This is a genomic window from Streptococcus suis S735, assembly GCF_000294495.1.
GTDB classification, from domain to species: Bacteria; Bacillota; Bacilli; order Lactobacillales; family Streptococcaceae; genus Streptococcus; species Streptococcus suis.
Genome location: NC_018526.1, coordinates 450,948 through 469,086, shown reverse-complemented (window position 1 = coordinate 469,086; position 18,139 = coordinate 450,948). Strand labels below are relative to the sequence as shown.

The 18,139-nt window shown below is 40.2% G+C and carries 13 protein-coding genes and 1 pseudogene; 1 reads left to right on the top strand and 13 read right to left on the bottom strand.

What is annotated here, in order from left to right:
• Nucleotides 1–3 precede the first annotated feature (3 nt).
• The 5 genes from ftsZ to murD form a co-directional block, all read right to left on the bottom strand.
• Nucleotides 4–1,233: a cell division protein FtsZ gene (gene ftsZ, locus YYK_RS02350; RefSeq protein WP_011922037.1), complete on the bottom strand. Its 1,230-nt coding sequence runs from the start codon at nt 1,231–1,233 to the stop codon at nt 4–6.
• A 25-nt stretch (nt 1,234–1,258) separates the two neighbouring features.
• Complete coding sequence (ftsA, locus tag YYK_RS02345; RefSeq protein ID WP_012774997.1) at nt 1,259–2,638, bottom strand: cell division protein FtsA; 1,380 nt, start codon at nt 2,636–2,638, stop codon at nt 1,259–1,261.
• 152 nt (nt 2,639–2,790) lie between these two features.
• Complete coding sequence (locus YYK_RS02340) at nt 2,791–3,873, bottom strand: cell division protein FtsQ/DivIB (protein WP_011922034.1); 1,083 nt, start codon at nt 3,871–3,873, stop codon at nt 2,791–2,793.
• A 5-nt stretch (nt 3,874–3,878) separates the two neighbouring features.
• Nucleotides 3,879–4,943, bottom strand: coding sequence for a UDP-N-acetylglucosamine--N-acetylmuramyl-(pentapeptide) pyrophosphoryl-undecaprenol N-acetylglucosamine transferase (locus YYK_RS02335; protein ID WP_011922033.1), 1,065 nt, complete (start codon nt 4,941–4,943; stop codon nt 3,879–3,881).
• Nucleotides 4,944–4,945: 2 nt separating this feature from the next.
• The gene (murD, locus tag YYK_RS02330) at nt 4,946–6,295 is read right to left on the bottom strand and encodes a UDP-N-acetylmuramoyl-L-alanine--D-glutamate ligase (protein ID WP_011922693.1); all 1,350 of its coding nucleotides are present in this window, start codon (nt 6,293–6,295) and stop codon (nt 4,946–4,948) included.
• Between the two features lie 170 nt (nt 6,296–6,465).
• Here murD and YYK_RS09835 point away from each other — a divergent pair.
• Nucleotides 6,466–6,753: pseudogene (locus YYK_RS09835) on the top strand (IS982 family transposase); the annotation flags it as partial.
• 113 nt (nt 6,754–6,866) lie between these two features.
• On the opposite strand, the gene YYK_RS02325 reads toward YYK_RS09835, so the two are convergent.
• The 8 genes from YYK_RS02325 to typA form a co-directional block, all read right to left on the bottom strand.
• A complete protein-coding gene (locus YYK_RS02325) occupies nt 6,867–7,736 on the bottom strand; it encodes a class C sortase (RefSeq protein ID WP_012774996.1) in 870 nt (289 codons plus the stop codon).
• 113 nt (nt 7,737–7,849) lie between these two features.
• A complete protein-coding gene (locus tag YYK_RS02320) occupies nt 7,850–9,292 on the bottom strand; it encodes a SpaH/EbpB family LPXTG-anchored major pilin (RefSeq protein ID WP_012775505.1) in 1,443 nt (480 codons plus the stop codon).
• A gap of 106 nt (nt 9,293–9,398) precedes the next feature.
• Nucleotides 9,399–14,210, bottom strand: coding sequence for an InlB B-repeat-containing protein (locus YYK_RS02315; protein ID WP_011922029.1), 4,812 nt, complete (start codon nt 14,208–14,210; stop codon nt 9,399–9,401).
• Nucleotides 14,211–14,225: 15 nt separating this feature from the next.
• Complete coding sequence (locus YYK_RS02310; protein WP_011922028.1) at nt 14,226–14,375, bottom strand: ribonuclease G; 150 nt, start codon at nt 14,373–14,375, stop codon at nt 14,226–14,228.
• A 31-nt stretch (nt 14,376–14,406) separates the two neighbouring features.
• The gene (lepB, locus tag YYK_RS02305; RefSeq protein WP_012774995.1) at nt 14,407–14,997 is read right to left on the bottom strand and encodes a signal peptidase I; all 591 of its coding nucleotides are present in this window, start codon (nt 14,995–14,997) and stop codon (nt 14,407–14,409) included.
• A complete protein-coding gene (locus tag YYK_RS02300; RefSeq protein ID WP_004194478.1) occupies nt 14,990–15,250 on the bottom strand; it encodes a hypothetical protein in 261 nt (86 codons plus the stop codon). The genes lepB and YYK_RS02300 overlap by 8 nt, the downstream gene beginning before the upstream one ends.
• A gap of 706 nt (nt 15,251–15,956) precedes the next feature.
• Entirely contained in the window at nt 15,957–16,205 is a 249-nt protein-coding gene (locus YYK_RS02295) for a DUF3165 family protein (protein ID WP_011922026.1), read from the bottom strand.
• Nucleotides 16,206–16,222: 17 nt separating this feature from the next.
• A complete protein-coding gene (typA, locus tag YYK_RS02290; protein WP_009909450.1) occupies nt 16,223–18,070 on the bottom strand; it encodes a translational GTPase TypA in 1,848 nt (615 codons plus the stop codon).
• Nucleotides 18,071–18,139: the final 69 nt, after the last annotated feature.

Below are 18,139 nucleotides of genomic sequence, written 5' to 3'. Positions count from 1 at the left end.
AGTTTAGCGATTACGGAAGAATGGTGGTGTATCCAATTCATCCTCATCTTGATCCATTGTAAATTTTTCGACTGAAACAGTGGATGTTGGTTCTGTGTCAGTTGGACGAATCAAGTTTTCACGACGCAAATCCCACTCTCCGAAGGCAGAAGCTTTCGGCGCTTCAGTTTGTTGTGCAGCTCCACGAGTTGGTGCTGATGCTACTGAATGATCAAAGCGGTGAGAAGGGCGTGGTGAAACAGCTTCCGTACGATGGCGGGCTGGTTTATCAGCAGTATCTTGACGAACGCCCGTAGCCACAACGGTCACACGAATCTCATCTTTCATTGTTTCATCAATAGATGTACCCAACCAAATGTTAACACCTTGACCCGCAGCCTGATTAACGATTTCTGAAGCATCTTCTGCTTCTGTCAGAGTCATGTCATAGCCACCTGTAACATTGACAATGACATCCTCTGCACCATCAATTGTTGTTTCAAGAAGAGGAGAATAAATCGCTTTACGAGCCGCCTCAATCACTCGGTCCTCACCAGTACCGATACCGATACCCATCAAGGCGTTTCCTTTGTTTTCCATAACTGTCTTCACATCTGCAAAGTCCAAGTTAATCAAACCAGGATTTGTAATCAAGTCTGTAATTCCTTGAACACCTTGACGAAGAACATTATCAGCTTCGCTTAGTGCTTCTAAAAGCGGTGTTTTCTTATCAACAATTTCAAGAAGGTTGTTGTTTGAAATAATTAAAAGTGTATCTACTTGTTCGCGAAGACCTTCAATTCCCTCAATCGCAAAGTTTCCACGTTTATTTCCTTCAAAACCAAACGGACGAGTCACAACTGCGACAGTCAACGCACCCAAGTTTTTAGCAATACGTGCAATAACAGGAGCCGCACCAGTCCCTGAGCCACCGCCCATACCAGCAGTGATGAAGACCATATCTGCACCAGTTAATACATTAGTCAATGCTTCTTCGCTTTCCTCAGCAGCTTTACGACCAACCTCAGGTTGACCTCCAGCACCCAAACCACGAGTCAATTTAGGACCTAGTTGGATAACTGTTTCAGCTTTAGAGCTACTTAGCGCTTGTACATCTGTGTTTGCTGCAATAAACTCAACCCCAGCAACACCTTCTTCAATCATACGGTTGATTGCGTTCCCGCCACCACCGCCGACACCGATTACTTTAATGACAGCACCATGACTAGCTGCTGCTTCAAATGAAAATGCCATAGTTTAAATCACCTTTTCTTTTCTCTTATTCAAACATGCTGCCAAATAAACCACGAATGCGATCTGTGATGTTTCCCTTAGCAGCTGGACGAACTTCTTCTTCCTCATCATGGTAAGTAGGAGCAACTTGTTCCTCTACCTGATCAACTGTGTTCAATTCGTTCACGATTTCTCTTTGAATTGGCTGACTAATCCGAGGACGAGCAACAGGAATTTCAACTGGCTTATGTCTCAAGGTAGTTTCACCATTTACTGCATGTTGGGCAATATTTTCTACATCTTCTAACTCACCAACATACTCAACAAAGCTAATCACACTTGCAAATGCTGGATTGCGGATACCAATTTGATTTGGAACAAAAAGCTTAGTGTTAACACCAAACACTTCTTGGGCCAATTCTATAATTCCTGGTAAGATAGCACCACCACCTACAAGAACAATGCCTCCTGGTAAATCTAGAGCACGTGTACGCTCCAAATCTTGTTTCACACGGTCAAAAATCTGACGCAGACGTGCCGCAATCACTTCTGAAAGGTAGCGCTCGGTCACTTCAACTGGAGCGTTTTCTCCAATCACTTCGACAGTAAATTTTTCCTTATCACTTGCATCTTGCGGATAGGCAATGCCGTAGTTGTATTTCAAGTTTTCAGCAATACTCTTTGAAGTTGTCAATACTTTTGAAATATCGTTTGTGATATAATCTCCACCTTCTTGGTAGATGTTTGTATATTGCAACTCTTGGCCACGCATAACAGCCACAGTCGTTTGACCGCCACCAAGATCAATGACAGTCGCACCAAACTCACGTTCACCTTCATTCAATACAGAGCGAGTTAGTGCCAACGGAGAAATTACAATATTTTCAACTTGGACACCTGCACGCTCCACCGTTTTACGAAGATTGTGAAGAATGGTACGTGGGCCTGTATACAGCATACCACGCATTTCCAAGCGAATTCCCATCATTCCACGAGGGTCCTTAATGCCTTGGAATCCATCGACAGTGAACTCTTCTGGAATAAATGAAATCACTTCGCGTTCCGGAGTCATACTCTTTGTCAATGCTGATTTTACAACATTCTCAACATCCAAGTCTGTAATTTCTTGTGAATCTGTTGTAACAGGAATCATCCCTTGAGTCGGTTCAATCTGAAGAAGGTTGGCAGGTAATCCAACATTTACCTTTTCAATGCGGATACCTGACTTTTCTTCTGCCTGCTCGATCGCTTTTTTAATCGCTCCAGCAGCCACCTCAATATTTACAATAATTCCATCTTTGACGCCAGCACTTTTTACATTGCTGACCCCAATCACATTCATTTCGTTATCAATATATTCTGCAACCAAGACTTTAACGGAGCTTGTACCAATATCTAATCCCGTAAAAAAGCCGTTTCTAGCCATTCTATCAGTCCTCTCTTACTTCCAACTTTAACAAATCATCTTCCATTTTGAAAAATAGTATAATTAGTCATCATTCATTATACCATATTATATCGAATTATGGTGTTTTTAAAGGATTTTTTTATTACTTTTTCTTTACAAAATTATCTATTTCAGCTTGCATATCTATAAATACCAACTTCCATATCAATTGTTGTTGGAACAGTCACTTCTGCTGCTATTTTTGTATAGTAGGACACCTTCTGGCTAATCTCACTCAACGGGACTAATACAGTATTTCCATCTCTCATATTGAATGTCAGCAAATCCGCGGTCACTTTACTTGGCGTTAAATTTATTGTCTGAATAGCAGAACGAATTCCTGCATCTATTTTACCCAATTCAATGGCCAGTTCCTTGATTAATTCCTTGTCGGATAAATTGATTGTTGTATAGTCTTCTGGCAAGGAATCCTGTGAAATCGGTTCACCGCCAATCTCTCCACTAGACAATACTGGATACCACTGACTTTGTTGCTGAATGTAGCCTATTATTGCGTATTCTTTGATGTGAATGGTAAAGGTAGCTGGAAACTGGAACTTGATTGTCGCTGTCTCAACGGACGAACTATTCTTCTTAATATTCTTTGCGTAAGCATCTGCATGCAAAGCTATAGTCACATTGTAATCATCCGGAGAGATAAGGCTATAATTTTCTACTTGCTCAGCAGTTAGTCGCTCATTTCCGACAACCTCTATTTGTTTTTTCTTGCTGGTTGGAGAAATAAAATACAAGGCTAGAGCTGCCAGTAACAAACTCGTCACAAGAACCGGAATAGCTTTCCAGACTACTTTGGAAGGAATATCAACTTTTAAAGTTTGAACCTTTTCCCCTGTTTCCTTTTTAGATTTCAGACTCTCTGTTTTTCTTTCTATTCCCTGAAAAAGGACCCTTTTACTCTTTTTAGCTTCTGGGATCTCCTGTTCTGTCTGTCCCTCGTCAACTGCCTGAATATCTGCCTCATCTTTATGAGCAAGGTAGGCTTGGTGGCGTGCTTTCCATTGTTCGAAAAAGGCACTTTTTTCATCATCCGGAGCAGTCATCTCAGGTATGTCTACATCCGTAGAAAATTCTTTCTCTTCGGCTAATACAGATTCTTTCTCTGCTGGTGAAATTTGTTCGGAATCCAATTCTACTTGGGATGCCTGTTCCACTTCTAGCACTGATTCTTCTACATTTGAATCTTTTTCCGTCATAGAACCTACCTTCCCATATCTTCTCTAAGCAAATTGTAAAAACTATCTACTGACTGAATTTCATTAGAATTTGCCATGTTTTGGACATAAAATTCCTTATGTTTCAATAGCTCATCGACTTCTACTAACAGGCTGGCAAATGTCAATTGACTTTCATCAATCTGCTTAGAATATCCCTTTTTCTCTGCATAGAGAGCATTTTCAATCTGATCTCCTCGACTGGCCTGTCGTCCTAGAGGCACAATCAAATGGAGTTGTTGCATGGCAATCAACTCAAACAGAGTATTGGAACCACCACGGGTAATAACGACATCCGCTAAATCCATCAACGGTTGATAAAGTTCTGTTACATAGTCAACTCTATATAGGTTTTTATCTAATTTGTTGAGACTACTGTCCCCCGTCAAGTTGATAATATTGAATCGTTCGGTCAGGGCAGCACTATTCTGACTGATTAAATCATTAAAGACCTTAGCACCGCCCGAACCACCTACAAACAGTAGGGTCGGCAGACTTTTATCGAAGTGACTGAGAATTTCTGGCAACTGAATTGGTGTAACTTTGTCATTCGTTTGCCCCACTTTTGTAACCGCACCAACATGTTTTACTTTAGTCAAGCTGGCAGGTTGCTCAAAAGTACTATACATGGTAGTCGCAAATTTATAGGCTATTTTATTGGCCAGTCCCATTGTTAAGTCTGATTCATGGATAAAGACCGGAACCCGCAGCAAATTAGCAGCAATAACTGGCGGAACCGATACAAACCCACCTTTTGAAAAAAGAGCTTGCGGACGAATTTTAGCAATAATGGTCAAGGATTGAAGAACACCAAAACCAACTTTAAACACGTCCAACATATTTTGAAAAGAGAAATAACGGCGCAATTTCCCGGTCGCAATCGAATGGAAATGAACATCTAAACCTGATTTCACAACCTGCTCATGCTCAATACCGTTCCCATCACCAATATAGTGGACTTCCCAGCCTTCTTCCAAAAATCGCGGAATCAAAAGGAGATTGAGCGTCACGTGCCCAACAGTCCCTCCGCCTGTAAAAACAATTTTTTTCATGATTATTTCAACTCCTCAAAGGTCTGTAAGAAGACGTCGCCACGCACTTCAAAATTGGCATACATATCCCAGCTTGCATTGGCTGGACTTAAAAGGACAATATCTCCTTTTTCCGCAATGGCAAAGGCTTTTCTAGTCGCATCCGCAATATCGAGAGCTTCTATCGTTTCCACTTCTGCCTTATCTGCAGCACGTTGAACACGGGGAGCTGATTGACCAAGGATCACCATTTTCTTTAGTCCGACCAAATCAGGTACTAATTCATCAAATTCATTGCCACGGTCCAAGCCCCCTGCAATCAAAATGACCTTGCTATTGTCAAACCCTGAAAGAGCTTTTTGAGTCGCCAAGATATTGGTAGACTTACTATCATTGTAGAAGGAAACCCCGTTGATTTCACCTACAAATTGCAAGCGGTGTTTGACACCTCCAAAGGCAGACAAACTTTCCTGAATCGCTTGCTGATCTACTCCCAACAATTTTGCAACCACAATTGTTGCCAAGGCATTTTCAACATTGTGTGAACCTGGAACACCAATTTGGTCAGCATCCATGATGTATTCACCCTTGAAATAGAGTTTTCCATCTGCCAAATAAGCTCCATCAACTACTTCCTGTGTTGAAAATGGAACAACCGTTGCCTTGGTCTGTCCAGCCAATTCCTTAGCCTCTTTCTGGTTGAAGTTGATCACCACAAAATCCTCAGCCGTCATCTGACGCTGAATCATCCATTTAGCTGCTACGTAGTCTTCAAAAGTCCCGTGATAATCAATATGACTGGCAATGAGGTTGGTCACAACGGCGATATGCGGATGGAAAGATTCTGTCCCCATTAACTGGAAAGACGATAATTCCATCACCAAGGTATCCTCTGCAGTCGCAGTTTGAGCGACCGAAGATGCTGGATAGCCAATATTTCCACATAATTTTGCAGGTTTTTTTCCTGCATTCAAGACTTCTGCAATCATGGTCGTTGTCGTTGTCTTGCCATTCGAACCTGTTATCCCCACGATTGGAACATCTGATACCAAGTAGGCCAATTCAACCTCTGTCCATACTGGAATTCCTTTGCCAATTGCTTTTTCAACCATAGGATTATCATAGCGAATTCCTGGATTTTTTACCATCAAAGCGAAATCTTCATCCAATAATTCCAAGGGATGGCTCCCGCAAATAACACGGATACCATCTTCCAACAAAGATTGAGCAGTCGGATTTTCTTCAAAAGGCTTTCCATCGTTAACAGTGACGATAGCACCCAATTTATCTAGTAGACGGGCTGCAGATTCCCCTGATTTAGCTAAACCTAGCACTAACACTTTCTTATTTTTTACAATATCAATCATCTTCATCTCAAATACCTTTACTTTCTAACACCTTATTTTACCCTTTACGAAGACCTTTTTCAAGCCAGAGGACAGAAAAGTAAACTCTGCCCGTAGCGCTAGTTCATTTCAAAATACAATAAAAAGCCCAAATGGACTATACTGTAAGCGACGAAACATACAGAGGGGTAGTCCAAATGAGCTACTTACAGTATACTGCTAAATCTCATCATTTGCAATGGAATGTACGCCAATTATCACAAATTTGTCATCACTTCTACAACAACTATTGCCCGGATTCCTTCAAATATCGGCGAAATGTTGGCTTAGTTAAAGTTTCAGATGAATCAATCCTTGTCTTACTTTTGTTACAAGCTGAACTAGGTATGACATCACAGCGCCATTTCTACACCATCTGCCACCTCTTCCCTTGCGGTCAGTTACTAGAAAGAAGTCGTTTCAATCGTCGGTCTAGGCAATTGATTTGAGTTGACAGGAGGTTAGAAGTTGAACAATTACCTCATTCAGCCATATTGTCTAATGTCTATAATAGAAAAATGTTCCAGAGTCAAATCGACTTTGAAACATTTTCAATAGTTCAAAATTTCTTGGGAACTAAAAAATCATCCAACACTTGATTCCTATTCCGAGAACGAAATGTTTTACTAGTTGTTATAAAAATATAAATTAAGATTACAAATAGAATTGGAGTTGCGATAAATGGAGCAATAAAAATTGCTTTAATTTGGATAGCATCAGAGGTAACCAAAGCACTACCATTAACATTTTCAATACGATAGCCACGAACTAATAGCCTATGTGTATTAATACCGTAGGGTGTACAGGTTACCAAAGTCAATAAGTCTTTCTGAGGTTCCATGGTAAGAGCCGATAAATCTGATGGCTCAACCACTCGAATCTGGTCCACTTTGTAAGTTAGTGTTTCATTGAGAACGTGAATGGTAAATATATCGCCTTCTCTCAACTTATCTAAATCAGAAAACAGACGGGCAGATGGGAGCCCACGATGCCCTGAAAGTACACTATGAGTTCCCAAACCTCCTACAGGCAACGATGTTCCTTCTAGATGTCCAATAGAAGTCTCTAAAACCGTTTCGTCTGTCCCATGAAATATAGATAACTTGACATCAATTTTAGGAATCTCAATATAGCCCATGATGCCATCTTTATTGAAATTCAATTCCTGATTGTAGGCTTCAATGTCGGATGCAGTCACATTCCAGTTTAAGGGTTTTTCTTGATTATACTGGCGCGCACTATCAATGATTTCTTTGTATTGGTCAGCTGTCATATCTGATACTGTGTCAGAATAGGACATGATGGCCTCTGATTGGTGGAAGGAATTCCAGTAATCACTGACCGATGGATAAGCCAATAGTCCAATCCCCAATATAAAAATTAATGGCATGATAAAAGACGGACCTTTCTTTTTGAGCCATTTGATCATGAAATCCCCTCCTTTCCTTGTGTTAAGACCAAAGAAATATCTTCGGAAATACTTCCACTCTTGCTTTTGCACTTCCGAAGATAGATTCTAAATATTAGGTATTGTATGGACAATTAGATATTGTTCATACGACGTTTTGAAATAGTATAAACCAATGCTACCAAAAGTAGGATTGAACCAACTAGATAGAATAAAGTTGTTCCAATCGCACCAGTGCTTGGCAAGACACCACCCTTTTTATTGACGATATTTGCTTGTGCTGTGTTATTCTCTTTCACTTCAATGGATTGACGTTCTGTCAAGATATTGTAACCATTCGGTGCTTTCATTTCTTCAAGATAATAGGTCGTGCTATGTTTCAGACCTTTAATCACAACTTCGCCAGCTTCGATGACAACACCTTGCTCATCAGCCTGCGCAACACGATACACTCCGTCAGATTCCTTGACAACCTTGATTTCAGTTCCATTGTTGGCTGCATCATAGAGTTTGAACTCTGCACCTGTCAAAGTTTCACCTACATTGTTTGTTTTTTTCAAAGTGAAACGGTGAGTAGTCACTTTTGTTGTTTCAGTTGGCTTGTCTGGATCAACTGGTGTTGGAGGAGTTGTTGGATTATCAATTGTGTTGTAACCAATAGTCGCTGAGTTGGTTGCTTCTCCCTCCTTGGCATCTTTAGTCACCACTGCTGAGTAGGTGATAATAACTTCAGCTGGAGAGTTATAGATGGTTTTATTACTAGCTGCCGCATCCGCCCATGTAATGACAAGATTCATTTTGCCTGTTGCATCAAAAGTCTTCGAAATTTTTGCTGTGATATCCACACCATCCACTTTAACGTTGACAGAATTTTGATCAATTGCGAGGGCTGTTGGGCTATCTTCGATAGTGTAAGAAACAATCTGCTTGGTTTGTCTATCTTTAGTAACGTAGTTGGTAGCATTAAACTTGATTTGGAAGTTGATGGTATCGCCAATTTTTGCAGTTGTTTCACTAGTTGTAGCACCATTGCTAAGAATTTTCTTACCGCCACCATTATTTGAATCTGGAATGGTTGGATTAGTAGTGTTTTTATCGATAACAGTTGCATTTGGTGTTGTACTATCTACTGTAAGCACTGCACCAAGTGATGATGTTACAAAATAGTAACCAAATGTCAAATGTGTAAACACAAGAGAGTTATCATTCGCTGTAGCACTTGTAACTTCTGTACCGAAATTCTTTGCCCAAGCCGCAAATGCTTCTGAAGAGACAGTAGCACCTTCCTTTGCAGTAATATTACCTTTGCTGTCCACTTCGAACCAAGTATCACCACCAAAGTTCGTTGCAGTTTTACCAGCAGGAAGTTTGTATGAGATACCAGAACCATCTGTGGTTACAGTTGCATCAAAGAGTTTATAGGCAGTGTAAGTTTGACCTTGTGAAGCGTTAGAGACAGTAATAGTGCCTGCTCCACTTTTTCCGCTATCAACAGTTTGCGCCAAGGCCGTGGAACCAAAAGCGAAGACTGTCAGTACTGCCACAAGGGATGTAAAGAATTGTTGTAATTTTTTCATAATATTCCTTCTTTTATTTATTTGGATTAGGTCTAAGAAACTGGACGTTACTTAGAAAGCTGAGACGATTTACTACTAAGGGATTTGGAGATTGTTACTGTCTCCTTTACCTTCGACGTTGAACAAACAGATGCATCAGATAGGAGATGGCTATGAGGACAAGGCCAGAAAGAATAAACCACTTCTGTCCATCTCCGCCTGTGCTTGGCAAGGCTCTGCCCTGCTCATTGGCCACTTGGATGCGATGACTGGCATCACCACTAACCTTGGTAAGCGTTGCTCGTTCCGGACTAGCATCCTTGCCTGCTTCATCAGACAAGGAAACTGTGTAGAAGGAAGATGTCTTATCTTCGTTAAAGATTTCCTTGATGCTGAAGTAGATATAGCTATCCAAGACGATAAAACCATCAGGTGCTGCCAATTCTTGCAGACGGTAGCGACCTGCTTCTAAGCCTACCGGTATCCGAATACCATCTTTGCTGGTAATGGCAAATTCCTGCACCCCATCTACCTGAGCCCAGTTCAAACCATCCCACTTGGTCAATTCAAACTTACCACCTGAAAGGGCCTGCCAGGCCAGGTCTGTTTTCTGAATCTTGATGACTTCTTTGACCTTGAGCTGGCCAAACTGGATATCTAACTCATAATTAGCTAAATTCGTGCCAGATTTTAGAGCATATTCAAAGAAGTTTGGCATCATTCCAGAATCGATTGGACCGCCTAAGAAGGTTGGTATAATCCCTTCGCCATCGACAAAACCTGTGTAGTCAACACCAGCAGGTACAGAGACTGTGATATTGTCAGCACGAAGCTCGCTACCGTCATAAGCCTTGCTAGCGGAGTCAGATGTTATGGTCAGTTGCCGTCTATCTATTCTTAATTCCCCATCAGAAATCAAGAAATCTACTTGGAAATTCTGATTGGTATTTGAGAATCTATTACTTAAAAGGAGTGGATAAATTCCTGCATCTTTTTTCTTAACCGACTGCTCTGAACTTGAACCATTAAATTTGATATCTGTTTTTTTATAGAGACCGCTTGAATCTCTTATTTCCGTCACCTTATAACCAACTGCTTCTGCTTTGCCATCATAGATTTTCGATTTCTTTTCACCGTCGATGACAACCACAACTGGCTGTTGGTCAACTCTTAAGTTACCCGGTTGATAGGTTATGTGATAGAAATTCGTCCGGTCAGCACCAGATGCATTGCTGATGTTAGCAAGTTTAGGTGTCGTTGCGCTACTACCAGCATTTGTTTGACTTCCATCATAGCTGATGGCAACCAATTTGTCACCTGTTTTCAGTTCTGAACTGTACGAAGGATTTAAATCAGACAGACCCGAACTTGATAGGGCAGTGCCATCATAAACTTTGGACTTATCTAATGCGGTCAGTGTTAGGTTTTTCTTATAATAGAGATCAATGGTTATGTGACCACCCTTACTTACACGGTATACTGTCTTATCAGCTGCATTCTCACTGTCTAACGAATGATCATAGGTATAACCATTTATAGTCTTATGATCTACCACGAAACTACCTGGTTTCTTTCGGTAAACTACCAATGGTTCTTGACCATCGATTTTCTTACCATCCATATCCAAATAATTTACCGTAAAGGTTTGAGTATCGAATCCGACATATTCAAAAACAATCACATTATTTGCATCACTAGAAGTTAGAATCAAACTTTGAGTATTTACAGTTGGATAGTAATCCATTTCCAGCATTTCAGCAGTAACACCAGACTGACTCTGCAAATGCTGTTTATTCACATCTGCAGCAGCTTCTTTCGCACGGATGATACTTCCATCAACCTTACGAGTAACTGTAGGTGCTACCTCAATAGCTGGGTTATCCTTCAAGACATACTTGATGGTGTAAACAACATCTTTTACCTTCGGTGTATAGTAGAAAGTTATTTCGTTCCCTCTAAAATTCAGGTTAATTGTTTGACTACTCTTATCTGGTCGATAACCTGTAATTCCCAATGCCTTTTCTGTGATAGCTTGATTCAATACAAGCGCTGGACTCGTAATCACTTTATCAGCAGCCAATTGCGTATTTGTACCTGCTTCAAGATAGCGAACAGTATAAGTTAATGGTTTCAATTCCCACTTCGCAGTCAATTTGACATCCTTGGTTACTTGGTCGCTCCAACTATAGAGTTTCCCATCTTCTGTAGACCAACCAAGGAAATTGTAATGTTCCCTCGTTGGATCAGCAGGGGCCTTAGCGTATTTGTATTTTTCAACACTTTGATCGACAGGGGCAGTTCCATTACCACCGTTGATATCAAAAGTAACCTTAAATTTTGGAGCAATCCACTTAGCATAGAGAACCAAGTTATTGGCAGGCATCTTATTAAAGTTATACTTCTCTGTCAATAACGAATCTGTATACCATCCACCCCATGTATAATCAGCATCAACTCCAGTAGAACGTGGTGGTTGGTAATTATAAGTTGCTGTATTGATGTTACTCTCAAAGAGAATGTTACTCTTTGAATCTAACCCAGTACTATTGTAATAATAGTCAATTTTGAAGGCTTGGCGTTTATAGTAGAAACGATATGTATTTCCTTGAGTTCCGTAATACCTAATGCCTGCTTCAGTAAAACTAGCATCTGTATAATAAGAATATCCAAAAATTTCTTTCGGTAGCAGTCCTGCAGTCTTTAGGAAAGATTGACTATATATATCAGACTTCTTATAAGAACCATCCGGTTGTTGTAACCAATATTCAACGTTAGCCTGTGTACCTTGGGTATTCCAATATGCTGTGAACTTACTGGTTGTTCCACTCGTTGGCAACATAGACTCAACAACTTCGAACCGATCTGTTTTGAAGAGTAGATTCCCAAAAATCCAGTAGTCAAAAAAGTATCTTATCGGCCTACCATAGCTATCATAGTAGACTTTATCATCGTATACTTCTTTAGGATTTGTTATAGAAGCTGGCCATAACTTTGAGACATCTTGACCAAGCACAACATCACGTATCATGTACCTATTCCTATCAGAGTAGGTCTTACCATTTATGGTGATATTGGCATTGTTATCATTTAAGAAAAATTCAAAAGTGTAGCGCTTCAGTTTATAGTAAACTTTCAAAACAGATGTTCCATCAGCTGCAATTTCAATACTTGAAGCAGCACTTTTAGTAACATCCTTCTCGTAGCCAATGCTGCCAATGGTTGTTTGGGTTGGCGGAGGAGGTCCAATATTTGAATCTGTTCCTTTTACAGTAGTCCCAACCAGACCCCAACCAGCTGCCGAACTATCATATACATAGGAGGTTGTTCCAGTGTTGTTGTCATAGACTTCCTTGTAATACCCAATGATGTAGCGAACCCTGTTCGGTGTCCATTTCGCATACAAAGTTGTATCTTTCTTTAAGGTGAGAGAGCCTGTAATCTTGTTTCCAGTCAGTCCAGGATTATCATACCAACCTTCAAATGTATACCCCTCTTTTGTTGGAGTAGTTGTAGAAATCTTAATCTGGCTATCGTATAGACCCTGTTGTTGGGGAATATTACTACCGCCATTGGAATTATAAGAAAGAGTAAAGGTTTTCCGTGTATAATAAACATACAATTTTTGGCCGCTAGTATTCTCAATCTTTGCTGTATCAGCACGTTCAAAGTCAGCATAGTTGTAGGTTAGAATTTGCGGTGTAACAGTTGAACCCAGTACCCCACGGACATGAACAGTCTGGATATCAGAATAACCTGACCCCGTCAAATTCTTTAGCCTATAAATGACATCATACTCTGCATTGTAAGGAACATATTGTACTCTTTCGCTAATATAATTATCATCCACTCCATCTGCTACGTCCAGTCGCTCTAGTTGATCTGCTGTAAACTCAAGAAGTGGTTTTTCAGGGTAGTAAATAGCATCTGCTGGTAAAGTTGTATCCTCTTTGTTGCTCACCTCAGTAGAAGCAGGTGGTGTCAGTTGATATGGAGCATCACTTGCTTCCAGTTGCACCGTTTCCTTATCAATCGTAATATCTTGGTTTTTAGAAACATTGTGGTAGAAATACGTGACATCAATGGTGTAGATATTGATATTATTAAATACTGCTACAGCAGTCAGGTCGCCAGTTATCACCGTATTTTCATCAATCCGATCACCAGTATCTTTATTAATCCAATGAGAAAATACATAACCGTTTTTAAAAGGAGCTTCAGGCAAACTACCAAGTGAAGTCCCCACAGTCTTATCAATCAAACTCGTAATGACTTGTTCTTGACCTGCTGTGTCAGTGTAGGTAAATTTGACAGTATAATAGTTTGCTAAAACATCTCCATAAACAGAAAAATGGCTAGCGTCAAAACTGATCTCGGAGATTTGTTGTTCATTTTCCTTCGTTTCGGCCTCTAAAACTTCTATCTGGCTATTCTCTTCAAAGTGGACAATTTTCAGTTTACTATCATCTGGCCGTTGAACTAATTCCTTGTTTCTAATCGTAATCTTCACAGGGGAGGCAGGCTCGACCTCTTGGCCCTGTGATGAAAAATGAATATCAAAGAATCGGGCATATACAAGTTTTTTTACTCCAAGCTTCTCCTTGGTTTTTTCATAATGTGTCCGATATTCTTCTGATTGGCTATCTAGTTCTCTAACATTAAACTCAACATCTTTGGGAAATTGAGCACTCGCATCAAATGTTGCAGTCACCTCATAATCATTCGTTTTGTGAACTATGGTAGTTGGCTCAGTAATCCGTTCTTGGTCGGTCTGGGGTTTGCTAGCAGACTCTGTTGACACTTGCTCAGCAGGGTCAGGAACCGTTTCTGTCGCAGGAGATTGAACTTCATCAGCAGAGCTACCCACTATCGGAGTTTGCTGAGTTGTCACCATCGGTTCTGTTAATTTACTAATTTCCGTTGTTACTGGTGTTTCTTGCACTTCAATCCCAGCAGTTTATTCAGCCTTTTCTTGGTCTAATGTGATAGCGGGTAGAATCAAAGCATAGGTCGTTGCAAATACTACGAGGAAAGCAATGATATTCACGAGCTTCTTGTACTTTCGTCGCCAACCTTGGATTTTTTCTAAATTTAACCAGTCTCTCACAAGATCCTCCTTTCTATTTTTTCACTTTCATTTATTCAATCCATCCCAATTCAGACAGTGGCCAAATCTTAAATACCAACTTTCCAACAATCTGTTCATTAGAGACTGTACCAATAGCGTTGTTTCGCGAATCAATGGACTCTTTCCGGTTATCTCCCATGACAAAGATTCGATTTTCCGGTACCTGATAGGGAAACTCAATATCTGTATGACCATAATCCCTATTTGCCAAATATGGCTCGTCCAATCTTTGATTATTGACATAAACATTTCCTTGTTTATCCATATCCACCCAATCCCCAGCTTCAGCGATGACGCGCTTGACCAGAATATTGTTATTGTAATAAAAAGCAACAACATCACTGCTTTCAAAATCATTGCTCTTTACTGATACAACGATGTCCCCACTATTCAGGGTTCCTTTCATTGAATCTCCGTATATTCTCAAAATAGGCAAAAATAATACAGCGATTAGTATTGCAAATGCTGCAACTACTACCAACATAAACACTGTACTTTTCACTGTCCTCCAAAATGTATGTCTATATCTTTCATGCTGATATAGCTCTTTTAATTCTGAAGTTTTTGGAAGTTCCTTTCCCTTGAGATTTGAACTATTCATGAACATCACCAATTTTGTTTTTCACATTATAGAGATATAGATCCGCAGCTTTTTGCGCTTCTTCAAAAATATTAGTCAGTTTCATTGAAGCTTCCGCTATGGAGCCAGATTGACTAATCATAATTCTTCTATCAGCCAACTCTGTTTTAATCTTCTCAAGTTGATTTCTCAAGCAATCAATCTCTTCACTTTGAGCCAACATAATCTCATATAACTCAATTCGCTTTAATTTCCGAAGATTTTTTACATCCATCTGCGTTTCCTCTCTTTTACCAAAATATTATACAACTAAGTTAAAGTACAACTTAATAACAATACTTGGTATTTTACTATAGTTTCCATTTATTGTCTAGTAATATGAGTTTGTCTAAGGGAAAACTGTTAGCAATATTTTATAAAACAATTCCCTCTCATTTAGGTTTGAATGACTAATATAGTTATTTAATTTGTCTTTAATTACTTTAATGTATGGATGTCTTTCCCACTCCCGTCAATTATAGAGATCAGCTTCAGACTGTAAAACGCAAATTGCTAAGATGTTGATAAAAGTTGGCGGCGGCAGCTCATTGCCTTGTATGGTCTAATGAATTAGCTTTCAGACAAGGAACCGATGTGCAGGTAGCTAGAACAGCCTAGAGGCTGTTCTAGGTTGGAAATAAGACATGCGAAACGAGTCACTTTCGTAGAGTGCGGCAAGCTGAAAGCGGCGATGTATCAGAGTTAATTTAAATGACTGTACTAAAAACTTGCTATTTTGGGGATTTCATTGAGTATTAAAATTTATCTACATAAAAACACCTTGAAAATGCGCTTGTCATTTATTATAAATAACGAGAGCTTCTTCAAGATGTATCACAGAATATAATTTCTTTAGCTAATAGATTGCCACTACTGTCCAAAAAGCTGGATAAAATTCCTTAGTAATATCGTATTACGGTATTCAAAAATCAAAGACTCTGCTAAAATTTTGTATCGTCATTTAATTGATAAATATCCCGCATCGCCCAAAAACCAATCAGAATCATTAGTAGACCAACCCAAATTTCCTTTGGAAATTGCATGATTCTTAAAAATCCAAGTACCAAGGCAATCGCTAATGCTACCAGTAAAAATACTGCCGCAATCAAATTCATAGTCCCCTTAATATTGCTAGGTGCAATAAAAATATAAAAAAGTACTAACATGATGGCGAGGATTAAATAAAACATGCTTCTTCTCCTAGAAATTATTCCTCAGTCGCTAATTTTTTCTTCTTCGCAGCCTTATCACGCTCTGCCTTGTTCAAGATTTGCTTACGAAGACGGATAGATTCTGGCGTTACTTCCATGTATTCATCATCGTTCAAGAATTCTAGTGATTCTTCAAGAGTCAAGATACGTGGTGTCTTAATTACAGACGTTTGGTCTTTGGTAGCTGAACGAACGTTGGTCATTTGTTTTGCAGTTGTGATGTTAACTGTCAAGTCATTTTCACGCGAGTTTTCACCGATAATCATTCCTTCGTACACTTCAGTACCTGGGTTTACAAAGATGGTACCACGCTCTTCAATACGCATGATAGAGTATGTCGTTGCCTTACCTTGGTCGATAGAAACAAGGGCACCACGGTGACGACCACCGATCTCACCTTGAACAACTGGCAAGTATTGGTCGAAAGTATGGTTCATGATACCGTAACCACGAGTCATTGAAAGGAATTCTGTTGAATAACCAATCAAACCACGCGCAGGCACAAGGAAAACAAGACGAGTTTGACCATTACCTGTCGCAACCATATCCAACATATCACCCTTACGCTCAGATAGGGATTGGATAACAGAACCTTGGTATTCTTCTGGAGTATCGATTTGCACGCGCTCGAATGGCTCCATTTTCACGCCGTCAATTTCCTTGATGATAACTTCTGGACGTGATACTTGAAGCTCATAGCCTTCACGACGCATGGTTTCAATCAAGATAGACAAGTGCAATTCACCACGACCTGAAACAGTCCATTTATCTGGAGAGTCAGTAGGGTCAACACGGAGAGAAACGTCTGTTTGCAACTCGGCCAAAAGGCGCTCTTCAATCTTGCGAGATGTCACCCATTTACCTTCACGACCTGCAAACGGTGAGTTGTTCACCAAGAAAGTCATTTGAAGAGTTGGCTCATCGATACGAAGAACTGGAAGTGCCTCAACTGCATCTGTCGGAGTCACAGTTTCACCAACGAAGATGTCTTCCATACCAGAAACAGCAATCAAATCACCAGCTTTTGCTTCTTGGATTTCTTTACGCTCAAGACCGAAGAAACCAAAGAGTTTTGTAACGCGGAAATTTTTCGTTGTGCCATCTAGTTTAGAAAGGGTAACTTGGTCACCAACTTTAACAGTACCACGGAAGACACGACCGATACCGATACGACCTACGAAGTCATTGTAGTCCAAAAGCGATACTTGGAACTGCAAAGGCTCATCTGAGTTATCCACTGGTGCAGGGATATGCTCGATGATGGTATCGAAAATTGGTGCCATTGTTTCTTCTTGGTCTGCTGGATTGTCAGACAAAGATGAAGTACCGTTGATAGCTGACGCGTAAACAACAGGGAATTCCAACTGGTCATCATCTGCACCCAATTCGATGAAGAGCTCAAGCACTTCATCCACTACTTCTTCTGGACGAGCAGATGGCTTGTCAATCTTGTTGACAACGACGATTGGAGTCAAGTTTTGCTCAAGGGCTTTTTTCAATACGAAACGAGTCTGTGGCATAGTTCCTTCGTAAGCATCCACGACAAGCACAACACCATCAACCATTTTCATGATACGCTCAACCTCACCACCGAAGTCCGCGTGTCCTGGTGTGTCCATGATGTTGATACGAGTACCGTTATAAGCTACGGCAGTGTTTTTAGCAAGGATAGTGATTCCACGCTCTTTTTCAATGTCATTTGAGTCCATGGCACGCTCATCCAACTGCGTACGTTCATCAAGTGTTTGGGATTGTTTCAATAATTCATCAACGAGGGTTGTTTTTCCGTGGTCAACGTGGGCAATAATGGCAACGTTACGGATGTCTTCTCTAAGTTTTGTCATAATATCCTCTATATATTTTAATTTAACTAAAAAAGTATATCATAGATTGGCGCAAAAATCACAGATAAT

Coding starts and splice junctions, on each gene's coding strand:
- ftsZ (WP_011922037.1), bottom strand. CDS start 1,233: ATGGCATTTTCATTTGAAGCAGCAGCTAGTCATGGTGCTGTCATTAAA.
- ftsA (WP_012774997.1), bottom strand. CDS start 2,638: ATGGCTAGAAACGGCTTTTTTACGGGATTAGATATTGGTACAAGCTCC.
- YYK_RS02340 (WP_011922034.1), bottom strand. CDS start 3,873: ATGACGGAAAAAGATTCAAATGTAGAAGAATCAGTGCTAGAAGTGGAA.
- YYK_RS02335 (WP_011922033.1), bottom strand. CDS start 4,943: ATGAAAAAAATTGTTTTTACAGGCGGAGGGACTGTTGGGCACGTGACG.
- murD (WP_011922693.1), bottom strand. CDS start 6,295: ATGAAGATGATTGATATTGTAAAAAATAAGAAAGTGTTAGTGCTAGGT.
- YYK_RS02325 (WP_012774996.1), bottom strand. CDS start 7,736: ATGATCAAATGGCTCAAAAAGAAAGGTCCGTCTTTTATCATGCCATTA.
- YYK_RS02320 (WP_012775505.1), bottom strand. CDS start 9,292: ATGAAAAAATTACAACAATTCTTTACATCCCTTGTGGCAGTACTGACA.
- lepB (WP_012774995.1), bottom strand. CDS start 14,997: ATGAATAGTTCAAATCTCAAGGGAAAGGAACTTCCAAAAACTTCAGAA.
- YYK_RS02300 (WP_004194478.1), bottom strand. CDS start 15,250: ATGGATGTAAAAAATCTTCGGAAATTAAAGCGAATTGAGTTATATGAG.
- YYK_RS02295 (WP_011922026.1), bottom strand. CDS start 16,205: ATGTTTTATTTAATCCTCGCCATCATGTTAGTACTTTTTTATATTTTT.
- typA (WP_009909450.1), bottom strand. CDS start 18,070: ATGACAAAACTTAGAGAAGACATCCGTAACGTTGCCATTATTGCCCAC.